A 14,234-nucleotide genomic window follows, 5' to 3' on the forward strand; every position below is an offset into this window, starting at 1 on the left:
TCACCAGTGCCGTGCCGGACCGGTGTCAATATGCACAAAGTTACTGCGTGGGTAGTATCCTACACCACCTGCGCGCATAGATAACGCAGCTTTGCGAATATTACTCAATGAAACGCCTTCAATATGGAAATCCATTGCCTGCCCTTTCGTGTGATAGCTTTTTTTCGCTACACCACGGCTGCGCGAACGTAATTCGTTATTGGTATCAACCGAACGATAACCCGAGATCAGCTGTACGGGATTACGGGTTCCTAAGAGCCCCTGAAGGCGAAATAGCTGGTCAAACAATCCTGGGTCGATGGACTTCACTTTATTCGCGCGAAAATCACGGAAAAAATGATTAAGTTTTGCTAATTCATCCTGAATATAGGCTCTGCCATCGAAAAACTCCGCTTTTATCGACTCTCCGGTATGGAGATTATTGAGTGTCAGAATACGCGGACGAGGGGTAGAGAGGGTTGCAAACGTAGGCGTGGGCAAGATGGCTGCACCGAGGGCAACACCACCTAACGCCAGCAATTTGCGGCGATTAGCGTTGAATTTGTCCATGATAATCAGGTCTACAGGTAAATGTTATCGTTAATATGCACTTCTGGCGCACGAAGGGCACCTTAACTGGCAAAAAAGCCGACGTCAAGATAGCCCATCCCCAGCAACGACGGGGCCTGCAGCCAATCGGCCCCGTTGCGGCTAAGTATTACGACAACACATTAAGCAGAACGTCTTCATTTACCTGATTAATTGTTCTGCTTTTGACATGATCTGTGCACTGGATCGCGCAGTCTGATCATAATTGTAAATATCTGTACGATACTGGGTGCGCCCATCAGCACCGACGAACGCCGTCAGGTAATAGAGGTTAACCGGTATATTTTGGCGAATGTTGACATACCGTGTATCACCTTGCTTCAGAGCATCAGAAATGCGGGTATCATTCCAGCCCGCATCCTGCAGTAGCATATTCGCCAACTCCGACGCTTTATTCACACGGACACACCCGGAACTGAGCGCTCGTGTGTCCTTCTGGAACAAATTGTGGTTTGGCGTATCGTGCAGATAAATCGCTTCAGAACTGGGCATATTGAATTTATAGCGCCCCAATGAATTGCGCGCGCCCGGTGCCTGCTGGAAGCGGAACGGAAGATTTGACGCGGTAATCGTCCCCCAGTCGACCTGCCAGGGGTCGATGGCCTGTTTGCTGTTCCAGCCACGCATCACGGTATAACCATGACGTTCCAGATAACCGGGGTCATTCCATAATTTCGGCAGGATGTCTTTCCGCGCCAGCGTTGGCGGGACATTCCACGGCGGGTTAACGACCACATTATTCAATGCGCTGCTCATCATCGGCGTTTTGCGATCGGGACGCCCAACAATAACGCGCGACGCTAAGACCTGGTTTCCGTTCTGGTAATACACCAGTGAATAGGCCGGAATATTCACCATAATACCGGTGGATAATTCACCCGGCAGTAACCGCAGACGCTGAATATTCAGCGCCAGGACACCCGCACGTTGAGCAGGTGTCACGTTTAACCAGTCACGGGTTGCCGGCCCCACGGAACCATCCGCCCCCAGCCCCTGCCATGCCTGAAAACGTTTGACGGCCTCGACCAGTTCACGATCGTAAACGCCACGAACGGCCGGAGCAGATTTGCGCTGCGGCTTAGTTTGGGGCGCCACCGGTTTCGTGGTAGAGCCTTCAACGGCAACAGCGGAAGGACTGACCGCCGCATTGGCCGACGTTTCATCGCCAGGCAAGGCGATTTTTGGTCCCCCTTCCAGCATACCTGTCCGCTGTAAAATCTCCCGCAGCGCAGGGACGTCATTACTCCATTGACCGGGTCGCAGTGTGGCGGTGCTGCTCAACTGCGGCCACGGGCGAGAATCCCCCACCAGTTTCAGCAAATCGCTATGCATTTCCGCATACTGAGGGTGCTGAGGTGCCAGACTCGCCACAAACGGGGTGAGTTGGCCATTTTCCAGCGCAACCTGCCACTGATTGATGACCGAAATGGGTGGTGTCGTCAGCGCATAGGGTTTATCGCTATACAGCCAGCGCGTGCCTTTCACGGGGATGTTGGCAATAAAATGGAGATACCCCATCATCGCGTCGGAAAGAACGGTATCCCGTGCCAGCCCCGTCACCGTAGGTTCGGTCAGCAATGCGACCCAGGTGGTAAACTGCGGCTGAAATCCTGCAATCGCGACCTCAGCCAGTTGCTGTTGGAACGCTTTTACCGCCTCGCGGTTCTCCCACATCGGTTTCATCTCTCGCGCCGCGTACAGAAGCTCGAGCTGATTCATGTAGACCGGTGTATACCCGGACGGTAATTGCGCTTGTATTTCGGCGCGGGCTTTAGCTGCTGCGCCTTCTGGAAGCGGTTGAATCCCGGCCATCATCGCAGTGACGGGCGACTGGGCCTGCGGCTGCGACAACGCGGTAGGCTGTTCGCTGAGCGTGGCGGAACTGTCGCCTGGAATCATTTCAGGCTCGTCGGCCTGCACACTAAACAGTGGAGCAAATATTACGACCAGGCATAAACTGATTGCCGAGAGTCGACGACCATATATTTTATTAAGCAACATCCCTTGCCCCCTGTTTTCTTAATCATACTTTACATTGCAAAACCGTCTGCTTAACGCCAATACACACGGAAGTATGACGAGCAAGCCTGCTTACTCGTCAGGCTTACCTTCAGTATATAAACATCAAAAAGTTTTTGCCTGACCTAATGTAAAGAAGTTTAAAGGTATTTCATTCAACATTGCGGTTTTCCAAAAAGGAAAAGGCGGCCTTTCAGCCGCCCTTTTCATCTAGCTTGCCTGCGATGAGGCGTCTTCTGTGCCTGGTAGAAGCTCGGGTAATTGCGGGGCAAAACCACGCAACCCGACCACATGAACGTGTTCCGTATTATGGAAGACCTTACGCACCAGTTTGTAAGTGGTGCCTTTCTCCGGGCTGATGTTTTCTGGCGCCGCGATGATAAGTTGCATCTGCAAGCGTTCGCACAGTTCGAACAGCGTCGCAATGGAACGCGCATCCAGACGGGCCGCTTCATCAAGGAACAGCAGACGGCATGGGGAGATGTCTTTTCCACGCAGTCGGCGTCCTTCATCTTCCCAGCTTTGTACCACCATCACCAGAATAGACATCCCGGTACCGATCGCTTCACCGGTAGACAAGGCGCCGGATTCTGCTCGCAACCAGCCGTCAGACCCACGGTTAACTTCAACTTCCATTTCCAGATAGTTACGGTAATCCAGGAGCTCCTCGCCAATCGTCTGCGGCGTACGTTGCCCCATATCGATCTGCGGATTCAGACGCTGATACAATTTCGCCAACGCTTCTGAGAAGGTCAGGCGGTTACTGTTAAACAGATCCTGATGCTGTTCATGCTGCTCAGAAAGGACATCCAGCAACGTTGCATGGGTTTCGCGGACATTGACGTTCAGACGCACGCTGTTGACCTGACCAAAGGAAACGCTCTGCAATCCCTGGTTCAGCATACGAATACGGTTCTGCTCGCGCTGGATGGTCTTGCGAATAATGTTCGCCACACTGCGTGAGCTGATCGCCAGTTTCTGTTCGCGGGAGGTCAACTCTTCCGTCAGACGACTCAGTTCGATCTCCATTTGTTCAATGGCTTCAACCGGATCGTCAGTACGGATGATATCCTGGCGGATACGTTCACGCAGATGTTGATAGACCGCCACGAAGAACTGAATTTTACGCTCAGGACGTTTCGGATCTTCAGACATCCGCAGCACATCGCGCAGATGTTCGTTATCCGCCACGGCCAGGCGCAGCGCACCTAACGCCTTATCCGACATCGAACGGAGTTCATCCGCCGACAGATAGGCCAGTTCGCGACGATGAAGTCGACGCTCAACGCCGTTGTCTTTCACCATCCGCATCACGGCGCACCAGCCCGCTTTCGCGGTCACCACCTGCTCACGCATTTCATGGTAATCACGCTCAAGCTTGCGCAGTTTGCGGGTCAGGTTATCCATTTCCGCTTCGCAGAAGGTCAACGCTTTTTCTAACTGGTTACGACGGGCGCGGTTGTTGCTCAGTTGCGCATGCAGTTCATCACGACGAATGCGGGCACGCTCTTCCGCACCGCTGTCCGCACGAACGCCGATATCCTGTAATTCGCGCTGCAGATCGTTAAGCAGCTCTTTTTTGGTGTCGTACGAACTTTTCAACGACGCCAGAACCTGGTTGTACTGACCCAGTTGCGCGGCGTGCCCACGCAATGCTTCGCGAGCACGGGTTCGCTCAGCTTCAGCATGCTCCAGACGCTCACGCAGTTTCTCGTTCAGGTCGCTGTTGCCGCTGAGCATTTCCGCCGAGTCGGAGTAGCTAAAGTGCGCGCGACGCTGTACCACTTCAGTCAGCGCAAATGCCTGCTGGCGAGCATCACGCTGCACCTGCTGAGAATACGCATAATCCTCTTTCAACTGCTCAAACTGTTCCGGATCGCTCTGCAGAACAGAAACTATCGGTTCCAGTTTTGCCAACTGGTTACCGTGCTGCTGCACAAAACGCGCGGCTTCCTGAGCTTCATCCAGACGCTCCTGAATTTCATCAACGCGATCCGCCAGCGTTTCATCACTCAGCAGATTCAGGCGCGGTAGCAAGCGGTTCAGAGCGGAAACGCCCTCTTTGGCCTGCTCAAACTGGACACGTTGCTGCTGGTTCTCATTTTCATGATTGGTCAGCGCGCGTTCCAGTTCAACACGGCGACCATTCAACTGGCGAATTTCCGCTTCAGGATCGGCGTCAAAGGCAACGCTTAAGTGACTACCGATAAAACGGCTGAACGCCTGGTGCAGACGCTGGGTTTTCTGTACATCGAAAGAGAGCGTCGCGAAACGTTCGGAAAGCCCTTCGCGCTCGGCGTGCAGGTTTTCAATACGGTTTTCACGCGCCGCGCGCCCGAAAATAGGGACTTCCGGGAAGCGGGAGTAGCGCCACTGGCGCTCGGCCGTTTTCACCACCACCGCTTTTTCCAGTTCGTCGACGCTAAAGACGCTGTCATCAAACGACTGCGGGTCACCTTCGATAAAATAGAGATCTTCAGGACAATCCTTCAGCCCTTCCAGCTGTTCGCTGATGAGAGACAAATCCGGCACCACGATCGCATGACGCGAAGGGCCGTACAACGCGGAGAAGTACGGCGCATCTTCCAGGCTGACGTCATCATAAATTTCTGACAACAGCACGCCGCCAAAGCGCTCAGCCAGTGCATTAAGACGCTGATCTTCCGAGCCGCCCGGCTGACTTAAGCGTTCAATCTCTTCATCTACCGCATTCTTACGCGCGCCCACTTCGTCGCGCTCAACAATCGCTTCGCGTTCACGTTCCAGCAATTGTTGCAGATACTCGGTCACATCCTGGCTGGAGGTAAACTCTTCGCCGCTCTGCTCGCACAACTGGTTCAGGCTATTTTGCGCTGCCAGCCAGACAGGGGCTCGCTGCATCAAATGCTGAATGCGCGACTCAACCTGTTCCTGTTCCTGACGCAGGGTCATTCGCTGTTCACGTGCATTCGACACGCTGTCTGAAAGATCGGCGATGCGTGCTTCCAGCTCCTGATGCAGAGCTTCCAGTTCGTCGATATCGAAATGCTTACCCTGGCGCTTACAAAACTCAGCCAGCAGGCGTTCAGCTTCCTGTTGTTCACGCAGACGCTGTTCCAGTTCGTTCAGACGCATACGCAATGGCTGAACCTGTTCCGCCAGATGACGCTGGTTGACGCCGTCGCGCAGCAGTTCGCGCGCGACATCCCACGCCTCACCACGCGCCAGCGGACCATTGATCGCCGCCACCAGCTGATACGCCTGCTCAAACTGACTGTGCGCGGTTTGCGCCACACTCATTTTCTGTTCCAGCGAGAGCAGTTTTTCCGTTGCTTCCTGCTCTTTGGCCTGGAAAGTTTCCAGCCACTGCGCCGCACTGTCTGCCGTTAAATCCGGCAGATGACAAATTTCTTTAGCCCGGGCAAGCGCCTGAATCGCCTGGTTGTATTGAATGGCGCGCGTTTGCTGTACATCCAACGCCTGCTGATAATCGGCGAGCTGACTTTTCAGCTCATCCACTTCCAGCTCCGCAGCTTCGGCGCGGGCTTCATTCTCTTCCTGACGATCGGCCGCTTCGGCGACCACTTCATTTTGTTCTTCAAGGCGGATCTGTAACTCATCCAGATCCGCCTCGTAACGTTCAATTTTTTCTTGCTGACGCAGGGCCGTTTGCACCAGATTCAGGTGATCGCTCGCCGCCTGATAGTCGGCTTCCAGATCGCCCTCGGCACCGTTGTGCTCGCCCAGTTCACGCGCCATTTCTACATGCTTGTACTGCTCCGCCACCAGTTGCTTACGTGACGTGTACAATTCACGGCGATACTCAAGGGCTTTATCCAGATGGATCCGCCGCTCGTTAGCATGACGCATATAGTCAGCCGCCACATAGTTGGTGGCTTCGCTGATCAGATGCTTAAACAGGTCGCGATCAGACTGGGTTACGCGAATCGCTTCCAGCGTCATACGGTTTTCACGCAGCGCGGCTTCCATATCCTGGAACGCTTTACGTACACCGCTGTTTTCCGGCAGCAGATAGTCACGCAGCGAGCGCGTAATCGCGCTGGAGATACCACCGTAAAGTGACGCTTCGATCAGGCGATAGAACTTGCTGCGGTCTGACGCGGAGCGAAGACGGCGAGCAATAATTCCCAGATCGAACATCAGCGAGTGATAGTCGGTAATCGAGTTGAACTGCTTAAACTGCACGCCTTCCATCTCGTCGAGCTTTTCTTTCAGCTCCGCAAGCGTCAGCACGCGAGCCTGGCGTTCGTTGAGGGTTTCGGTGACCAGTTGCGTCGGCTGTACCGACATCGGCAGCCCCTGAATAGCGAACGGCTTGATGTCGACTTTACGATCACGCCCGGCAACCTGCTGCAAACGTACGCCCACGACCACACGTTGATGGCGTGAGTTGAGGACATCCAGCATTGAGTAACAGACGCCCGCTTTCAGCTTACCGTGCAGGCCTTTGTCTCGCGATCCGCTGGTCGCTCCCGCCTCGGTGGTGTTACGAAAGTGCAGCAGGGTCAAATCCGGGATAAGCGCCGTAACGAACGCCGCCATTGTGGTGGATTTCCCGGCCCCGTTCCCCCCGGATAACGTGGTGACCAGTTCATCGAGATCAAACGTTCGGGCGAAGAAACCGTTCCAGTTAATCAGCGTTAGTGAGCGAAATTTACCGCGTTCAATCATTATTCTTCCTCTCCACTGTCCGCCTGATTCTCTTCGGGCTCATCATTGAGCTGTAGATGGTTTTCGACTGGCATCGCTTCACCATCACGAATTAAGCGACGCTGCGCTTCACGAGGATCGTCGCCGCTACGGACATCCGCCCCGAAGCGGAATACCGACTCGGTGATGCGGAATTTGCTGCTGTCATGGCCCATAAACCACACCATTCCCAGGCGACGCAGACGGTTTAACGATGAACGTACCTTTTCTTGCAGTTTCTGACGGTCAACGTCCGAACCGGTCGAGCGGTTGTTCACCAGCTTCAACAGTTTGGCTTCGTCAGCCAGCGTCAGCAGTTCGTCGTACAACTCTTGCTGGGTAAAAATCCCTTCATTCGCCAGACGTTCCGGGCTGAGATAGAGATAGCACAGGATTTTACCGACCATCATGTCCAGTTCAGACAGCACGGAACGCGGAATAATCGTTGTGGAACGCGGGCGAAGATAGAAGAAACCTTCCGGCGCACGAATTAACTCAACGTTATAGCGACTGTAAAACTCTTCCAGATATTCCTGAAAATCCATCAGGAAGGCATGGTTATCCAGTTCATCCAGACCAATATGTCTGCCCGAGCGTAATGCGCTATCCAGCGCCGGAAATAACGGGTTTGCCAGCGCCTGCGCCAGCTTAACCGGCATCACTTGTTCAATATTTGTCAATGACATGCGCCTGTACCTTGGCTCCGTAATCATTAATCGGCTGCCATTTAGGCGGCAGTCCGGTGAAATCTGCTTGCGCTACGCCAAGACGTACCGCTTGATCAATAACAATACGCGCGACGTCAAAATGGCGCGCACGCGGGTATTGCGCCAGATACTCGCGCACCACCAGACCAAGATCCAGTGGCGTTTGTCTGGATTTGTAGACAGCCAGCTGTTCTTCGATGATCGCCGCCAGCTGTTCCCGAATCTCGTTAAATTCTTCATACTCCAGATCCGGCGGCAGCTCCCCGGTCACCTCTTCGTCGCGCAGGGCCATCTCTTCGTCACGCATGTCCAGCAGGCGGTCTGCATTGGCATAGGTTAGCGCCCACGGATCGTCAAAATAGGTCTGAACAGACTGACGTAGACGTTGAGCAAAGACGCGGTTTTTATCCATATCGATCGCAGTACGGATAAATTTATGCACGTGTCGGTCATAGCCAATCCACAAGTCGATGGACTGCTGACCCCAGCTAATAATGCGATCCAGTTTGCTCTGGAGATCGAAGACCAGTTTGTCGACGAAATGCAGATCGTCGCGCGTCATAATTGCGTCCTGAATGCGCAACAAATTGGCTTGCAACTTATCGCCCGCGGCTTCCAGTGTATCCTGGAGCTCGCGCAACGTACCGGACGTTTCAGACAGCAGCATTTCGCAACTCGAAATTGCGGCGCGCCAGTCTTTGTTCAGCAACTGGGCAATGTCGTCTTTCACCTGCTGCTGTTGCTCGTCCATGATGCGCTGCGTCAGATCGATACTGTCGAAAATTTCCGCCACGGAATATTTCAACGGCGCATAGACATTTCGATGCCAGTGGAATTCATCGCCGCCCTCACTCGCCGCATCTGCGGCCCGCTTCAATTCCCCCGCCACAATGGACAGCTGCATTGAGAGGCGCAGCGTAGAAAACTCGCGCTGACGAATATAGTAGTCGGTAATGCCTATCCCTAGCGGCGTCAGACGGTATATGGCATTCCCTTCCGCCTGCTCACTGGTAAAGCGGTTCAGCAGACGTTGACGAACCATATCGTTGATCGCGTTGTTGGCGCGCACGCCGATGGTTTCGCTGGTTTGCTCAAACGCATCACTGACATGGCGGAATGCATCCACCAGTTCTCCTTCACTCATCTCACCGTCCAGACGCTCGCCGTTGAGCGTGGCCACCGCCAGCAGGAACGAAAGTCTGTCTACCGGCAGCGAGATGGAGAAGTCGTTTTTTCTGGCCCAGGCAACCAGTTCGGGGACTGTCTGGGAAAATTCACTCATAAGTTATCCTTGCATCTGCGGTTTGCGAGCGGTGACATGAATGTAACGGCCAAGGCTTATGTAAGGCTCCTGGCGACAGTAGCGCGTTTCTAATTCGACTAACATTTCATAACAGTCACGCTGTTGATGCTTCTCACGCAGATAATCATGAAACACACGTACACCCGTTTTGCCGGTAATCTGCCAGCCAATCTCTTCCAGCCATTGGTAAACCTGCCCCGGTTCACGCGGATAGTCTGGCGAAAGCGTACGTTTTTTACGTTTTGGCATCCCTACCTGCACGTAGTCAAAGTTCCCTGCCACCATGTTGTGCATCAACAGGCCGTTAGCATTGTAGAACATTAACGACAGTACGCCGCCGGGACGTAACACAGACCAAAGCGTTTGCAACATGCTGACGGGGTCAGCGACCCACTCAAGCACAGCATGAAACAATATCAGATCAACCGGGCTTTCCAAATGCGAAGCAACATCCTGAGCGGCACATTGTATAAAATGCATGTTTTCGCTGACGCCTTTCGCCTCTGCCGCCAGTTGCGCGCGCGCGATCATTTCGCCGGACAGATCGCATAGCGTGACCCGATGACCCCGTTCAGCCATTTTGATCGCGGTTTGCCCTTCACCACCGCCAGCATCCAGGATGTGCAGCTTTTGCTCACCCATTTCCGCCAGCACACGGTCAAGGTCTTGCCACAAAATGGCCTGCCGCAGTTGCCCTTTAGTGGTTCCGTAAATGTTACGGGAAAACTTTTCTGCAATGTCATCAAAATTGCGATCCCGCATCGGGCTCTCCACAGGCTAACAAAGGGGTTCTCTGATAAAACCGCTATTTTGTCACAGCCACGCCGAGAATGAACCTGTCTGGTGTAATATCCCTGCAGATCCCCTGCTGTATGGTTAAAAAAGGAACCAAAAAGGATGCTTTTTACACTGAAGAAAGTGATTGGCGGTATGATGCTGCCACTGCCGCTCATGCTCTTGATCATGGGGTTGGGGCTGGCGCTGGTGTGGTTTAGTCGCTTTCAAAAAACCGGGAAGGTGTGTCTGAGTCTGGGCTGGCTCGCATTATTGCTGTTAAGCCTGCAACCGGTTGCCGATCGCTTACTGAAACCGCTCGAAGATCAGTATCCCACCTGGCAAAACAGGCAAAAAGTCGAGTATGTCGTGGTGCTGGGTGGCGGTTATACCTGGAATCCGCAGTGGGCACCAAGCTCTAACTTGATCAGCAACAGCCTGCCGCGTCTCAATGAAGGCGTGCGGCTTTGGCTGGCCAATCCGGGATCAAAACTGATTTTTACCGGCGCAAGAGCAAAAACGAATAATGTCAGTACTGCGGAAGCCGGCGCCAGAGTCGCGCAGTCACTCGGTGTGCCGCTAAGCGATATCATCACCCTGGATAGCCCTAAAGACACTGAAGAGGAAGCGGCTGCCGTTAAACAGGCCATCGGCGATGCACCGTTCCTGCTGGTCACCTCGGCGTCGCATTTACCGCGCGCCATGATTTTCTTCCAGCAGGCGGGGCTTCACCCGCTCCCGGCCCCGGCAAATCAGCTGGCGATTGATTCGCCGCTCAATCCGTGGGAACGCGCGATCCCTTCCCCCGTCTGGTTGATGCACAGCGATCGCGTCGGATATGAAACATTAGGGCGAATCTGGCAGTGGCTTAAAGGAGCGTCAGGCGAGCCAGGGCAAGAGTGATTTGGTCGCCAGATCAAAGTTAGCGCGGTTAAAACGCCCTGTATTGACCAGCTGCGCCACCTCATCCCACAACACATAGAGCCAACGCCGCCAGATAAAGGATTCTGCGACTGGCGCGCGTTGCAGGTAATGCCAAAGCAATCCTTCCGCCAGTGCATTATCCATCAAGCGAAATAACTCGTATTCCCGTGGCGCCCACAGCATCACACCTGGCCCCACCATCGCCAGAAGCTGATCGTTGCGGGCATCTTTAAGCATACTGCGCAAACTAAAATTGCCGTGAATCAGTACGCAATTGTCGTTAAATCCTTCAAACAACGCCGGCAGGCATTCCCGGGTACGGAACAGAATGCGCTTGTCATGCATCGTTAAGCCCGTATTGTTGAACTGGTTTAACGTACTCCATAACACTTCGACACGCTGACGATACCAGGAAGGCCAGATATTCTCCTGCGTATTATCCACCGCCCCCACACAACCACGGCTATCCTGACGATGCCAGGAAAGCAGACCTTCAACAATCTGGTCTTTTAAATGTTCCCACCGTTCAGGCGTTCGCGCGGGCGCTTCAACGGGGACGCCACGCATCCTTTCCAGCAGTAAAATATCGGGACCGGGATGTTCTTCATGGGTCATGACGCCGTAAATGACCGGCATACGCACCGTACCGCTACGCGCCAGCATGGTCGTTTTCCATGCCAGCTGTTGCGCCATACCTGGCGTAGTGAAACTTCTCGCCATGAGTGGCATCGGTTTTCCCTGGCTGTCATACAGTGACCACAACGCCGTATCTACTTTCTCATTCACGCACTCTATACGGCTGAGTTTTTCACCCAGTAAATGACTCAGTTCGGCTCGCAGCTGTTCCATTTCAGATTGCCCTCATAAACGCTACTGCTTTCATAATGAGCGTCGTATGGACAGATGTCACCCTGATGAGATCAATTGATGAAAAGAAAAGTGGAGGAAAATCGTAACGGTACGACACCCCTCTCATAACTGAGTGGGGTGTCGGTATTGAAGCTTAACGCATTTCAGCGCGAACGCGCTCAAGGTCTTCGGCAGTATCCACGCCAGTTCCCGGAACTTCTTTAGCAACGGCAACATGGATTTTTTCGCCGTACCACAACACACGAAGCTGCTCCAGCATCTCAATGTGTTCCAGTGGGCTTGGCTGCCAGTTCACATAGCGGCGAATAAATCCGGCACGATAGCCATAGATCCCTAAATGACGCAGGAAGGTATCGCCAATTGTCTCACGGCTATTGGCAAAACGGTCGCGATCCCAGGGGATCGTCGCGCGCGAGAAGTAAAGCGCGTAGCCTTCTGCATCCAGCACCACTTTCACCGCGTTGGGATTGAATGCCTCTTCCGCACTGTGAATCGGCACCGCCAGAGTTGCCATACCGACCTGACGCTGTGCCAGGTTGTCCGCGACCTGGCGAATAATCACCGCCGGGATCATCGGTTCATCGCCCTGTACGTTTACAATGACGGTATCATCGCTGAATCCGCATTTTTCCACGACTTCCGCCAGTCGCTCTGTCCCCGACTGATGATCGGCGCGGGTCATACACACTTCACCGCCAGCCGCCTCTACAGCACGCGCTACATCTTCATGATCGGTCGCCACGATAATACGATCGGCCCCGGATTCACGCGCACGTTCCAGTACATGCACAATCATCGGCTTGCCGTTGATGTCCAGCAATGGTTTACCGGGCAGGCGCGTCGAAGCATAACGCGCAGGAATAATGACCACAAAACTCATGATTTGCTCTCGTCGGAGGTCAAAGGACGGGCTTCGGTTTCCAGTAATACCGGAATACCATCGCGTAATGGGAAAGCAAGGTTATCCAGTTTGCAAATCAGTTCTTGTTTTTCCTGGTTGTACCAGAGTTTGCCGTTACATACCGGGCAGGCAATGATTTCGAGCAGACGATGATCCATAGTTCCTCCAGATGGACCGGATTGTGATTCTGTAAATATTAACATAATCGTCTATCCCTCTGCGTCTATTTCCCAGCCCTGTCGGCAGTCACCAAACAAACCCTGGGGACAAACGCCCAGCGTAACGCGCCTTGCCTGCTGCCAACGTGCGAAATCGCTAATCGCCTGAAACAGACCTTTTTGCAGGGTTGCACCGGGATTGATTCCCTCTTGCAGGTACAGCGCAATCACTTCCAGCACACCCGTTTTGCGGTGCATTTTGGCATCCATCCGCCCGACCAGCGCCCCTCGATGCAGCAACGGCAGGACAAAATAGCCATACTGTCGTTTAGGCGCCGGGGTGTAGCACTCCAGACGGTAGGTGAAATCAAACAATTGCTCTGCCCGTTTTCGGTCCCAGACGACGGGGTCAAACGGTGACAACACAGCACTGTGCGTCGCGGTTAACTGGCCTGCCAATGCCTTTTCAAGCAACGGTTGAAGGTCTGCATGGAGCCACAACGCGCCTAATGTTTCAACCTCTACTGGAATGATCTGCTGTTGCTCTGCGCGGGTGTCTCGCCACGCATTCAACGCGGGTCGCTTTAAGCGGTAGTAGTCTGCCAGCCACGATTCACGGAATATCCCCAGACTGCGCGCACTGTTATCAAGCATGGTGGTTTCCGCTTGCGTCTGAGAAAGCAGGTCACGTTTATCATCCCAGTGGGGCATGACGCGTTGCGTCAAATCATACACCCGCTGAAAGTTGCGACGTTCCACTACCATCACTTTTCCGGCGGTAAACAGTCCTTCAAGATGGCGTTTATGGGGCTTCCACTCCCACCAGCCGTTATCCCCTTTGCGCGGATGTTCAAAATCCGCAGAGCGTACCGGGCCGTTGTCATGAATATGCTGAATAAGCTGTTCGATTTCATGGGCATGCTCTTTCATCCAGGCCGCTTTATACTTCCAGCCCATGTTCTCGGGTGACAACATTCGGTGGCGTATGAGCGTAAAGTCGCTACGCGGCAGGAAACAGGCCTCATGCGCCCAGTACTCCATCAGTTCGCCGCGCAATAATGCATCATCCAGCCACTGTGGCGGATAGTTCCCAAGACGGCTGAATAGCACCAGATACGGGCTCCGCGCGACAATGTTGATGGTATCGATTTGCAGCAGAGACATGCGTGAAATGGTGGCGAGAATATCGCCGGGCTGCGCGCGACGACGTGATTTCTTTAACAGCCCCTGGGCGGCAAGGTGAAGGTGGCGAGCATCGGTAAGAGAAAGTTGCGGCAACGACATTTATCACTCCATAAATC

11 protein-coding genes are annotated in these 14,234 nt (G+C 53.7%); 1 reads left to right on the forward strand and 10 read right to left on the reverse strand.

Translation table 11 applies throughout. The features are described from left to right. The 6 genes from NNO04_RS11015 to cmoM form a co-directional block, all read right to left on the reverse strand. A complete protein-coding gene (locus NNO04_RS11015; RefSeq protein WP_271444690.1) occupies window positions 1-549 on the reverse strand; it encodes a YcbK family protein in 549 nt (182 codons plus the stop codon). 180 nt (window positions 550-729) lie between these two features. Continuing rightward, window positions 730-2,589, reverse strand: a complete 1,860-nt coding sequence (gene ldtD, locus NNO04_RS11020; protein ID WP_271444691.1) for a L,D-transpeptidase — start codon at window positions 2,587-2,589, stop codon at window positions 730-732. 228 nt (window positions 2,590-2,817) lie between these two features. Beyond that, window positions 2,818-7,278 carry a chromosome partition protein MukB gene (mukB, locus tag NNO04_RS11025; RefSeq protein WP_271444692.1) on the reverse strand — a complete coding sequence of 1,487 codons (4,461 nt, stop codon included), beginning with the start codon at window positions 7,276-7,278 and terminating at the stop codon, window positions 2,818-2,820. Next, a complete protein-coding gene (mukE, locus tag NNO04_RS11030; protein ID WP_162380051.1) occupies window positions 7,278-7,982 on the reverse strand; it encodes a chromosome partition protein MukE in 705 nt (234 codons plus the stop codon). Before mukE ends, mukB begins: the two co-directional genes overlap by 1 nt. Further along, window positions 7,963-9,285, reverse strand: coding sequence for a chromosome partition protein MukF (mukF, locus tag NNO04_RS11035; protein ID WP_271444693.1), 1,323 nt, complete (start codon window positions 9,283-9,285; stop codon window positions 7,963-7,965). Before mukF ends, mukE begins: the two co-directional genes overlap by 20 nt. Window positions 9,286-9,288: 3 nt before the next feature. Beyond that, a complete protein-coding gene (gene cmoM, locus NNO04_RS11040; protein ID WP_271444694.1) occupies window positions 9,289-10,068 on the reverse strand; it encodes a tRNA uridine 5-oxyacetic acid(34) methyltransferase CmoM in 780 nt (259 codons plus the stop codon). A 135-nt stretch (window positions 10,069-10,203) separates the two neighbouring features. On the opposite strand from cmoM, the gene elyC reads away from it, so the two are divergent. Further along, entirely contained in the window at window positions 10,204-10,983 is a 780-nt protein-coding gene (gene elyC / locus NNO04_RS11045; protein WP_271444695.1) for an envelope biogenesis factor ElyC, read from the forward strand. Here elyC and NNO04_RS11050 read toward each other — a convergent pair. From NNO04_RS11050 to ycaQ, 4 genes are all read right to left on the reverse strand, one after another. Beyond that, window positions 10,960-11,853, reverse strand: a complete 894-nt coding sequence (locus tag NNO04_RS11050; RefSeq protein WP_162380055.1) for a YcbJ family phosphotransferase — start codon at window positions 11,851-11,853, stop codon at window positions 10,960-10,962. The two genes, elyC and NNO04_RS11050, sit on opposite strands and share 24 nt — an antisense overlap. Window positions 11,854-12,007: 154 nt before the next feature. Further along, window positions 12,008-12,754 (reverse strand): 3-deoxy-manno-octulosonate cytidylyltransferase, encoded by a 747-nt coding sequence (gene kdsB, locus NNO04_RS11055; protein WP_271444696.1) that lies wholly within the window; start codon window positions 12,752-12,754, stop codon window positions 12,008-12,010. Next, on the reverse strand, window positions 12,751-12,933 hold the full coding sequence (ycaR, locus tag NNO04_RS11060) for a protein YcaR (RefSeq protein ID WP_162380057.1): 183 nt from the start codon (window positions 12,931-12,933) through the stop codon (window positions 12,751-12,753). Before ycaR ends, kdsB begins: the two co-directional genes overlap by 4 nt. 51 nt (window positions 12,934-12,984) lie before the next feature. Then, window positions 12,985-14,217, reverse strand: coding sequence for a crosslink repair DNA glycosylase YcaQ (gene ycaQ / locus NNO04_RS11065; RefSeq protein WP_271444697.1), 1,233 nt, complete (start codon window positions 14,215-14,217; stop codon window positions 12,985-12,987). Window positions 14,218-14,234 lie beyond the last annotated feature (17 nt).

The organism is Citrobacter sp. Awk 4 (assembly GCF_028069725.1).
Lineage (GTDB): Bacteria > Pseudomonadota > Gammaproteobacteria > Enterobacterales > Enterobacteriaceae > Citrobacter_D.

Coding starts and splice junctions, on each gene's coding strand:
- NNO04_RS11015 (WP_271444690.1), bottom strand. CDS start 549: ATGGACAAATTCAACGCTAATCGCCGCAAATTGCTGGCGTTAGGTGGT.
- ldtD (WP_271444691.1), bottom strand. CDS start 2,589: ATGTTGCTTAATAAAATATATGGTCGTCGACTCTCGGCAATCAGTTTA.
- mukB (WP_271444692.1), bottom strand. CDS start 7,278: ATGATTGAACGCGGTAAATTTCGCTCACTAACGCTGATTAACTGGAAC.
- mukE (WP_162380051.1), bottom strand. CDS start 7,982: ATGTCATTGACAAATATTGAACAAGTGATGCCGGTTAAGCTGGCGCAG.
- mukF (WP_271444693.1), bottom strand. CDS start 9,285: ATGAGTGAATTTTCCCAGACAGTCCCCGAACTGGTTGCCTGGGCCAGA.
- cmoM (WP_271444694.1), bottom strand. CDS start 10,068: ATGCGGGATCGCAATTTTGATGACATTGCAGAAAAGTTTTCCCGTAAC.
- elyC (WP_271444695.1), top strand. CDS start 10,204: ATGCTTTTTACACTGAAGAAAGTGATTGGCGGTATGATGCTGCCACTG.
- NNO04_RS11050 (WP_162380055.1), bottom strand. CDS start 11,853: ATGGAACAGCTGCGAGCCGAACTGAGTCATTTACTGGGTGAAAAACTC.
- kdsB (WP_271444696.1), bottom strand. CDS start 12,754: ATGAGTTTTGTGGTCATTATTCCTGCGCGTTATGCTTCGACGCGCCTG.
- ycaR (WP_162380057.1), bottom strand. CDS start 12,933: ATGGATCATCGTCTGCTCGAAATCATTGCCTGCCCGGTATGTAACGGC.
- ycaQ (WP_271444697.1), bottom strand. CDS start 14,217: ATGTCGTTGCCGCAACTTTCTCTTACCGATGCTCGCCACCTTCACCTT.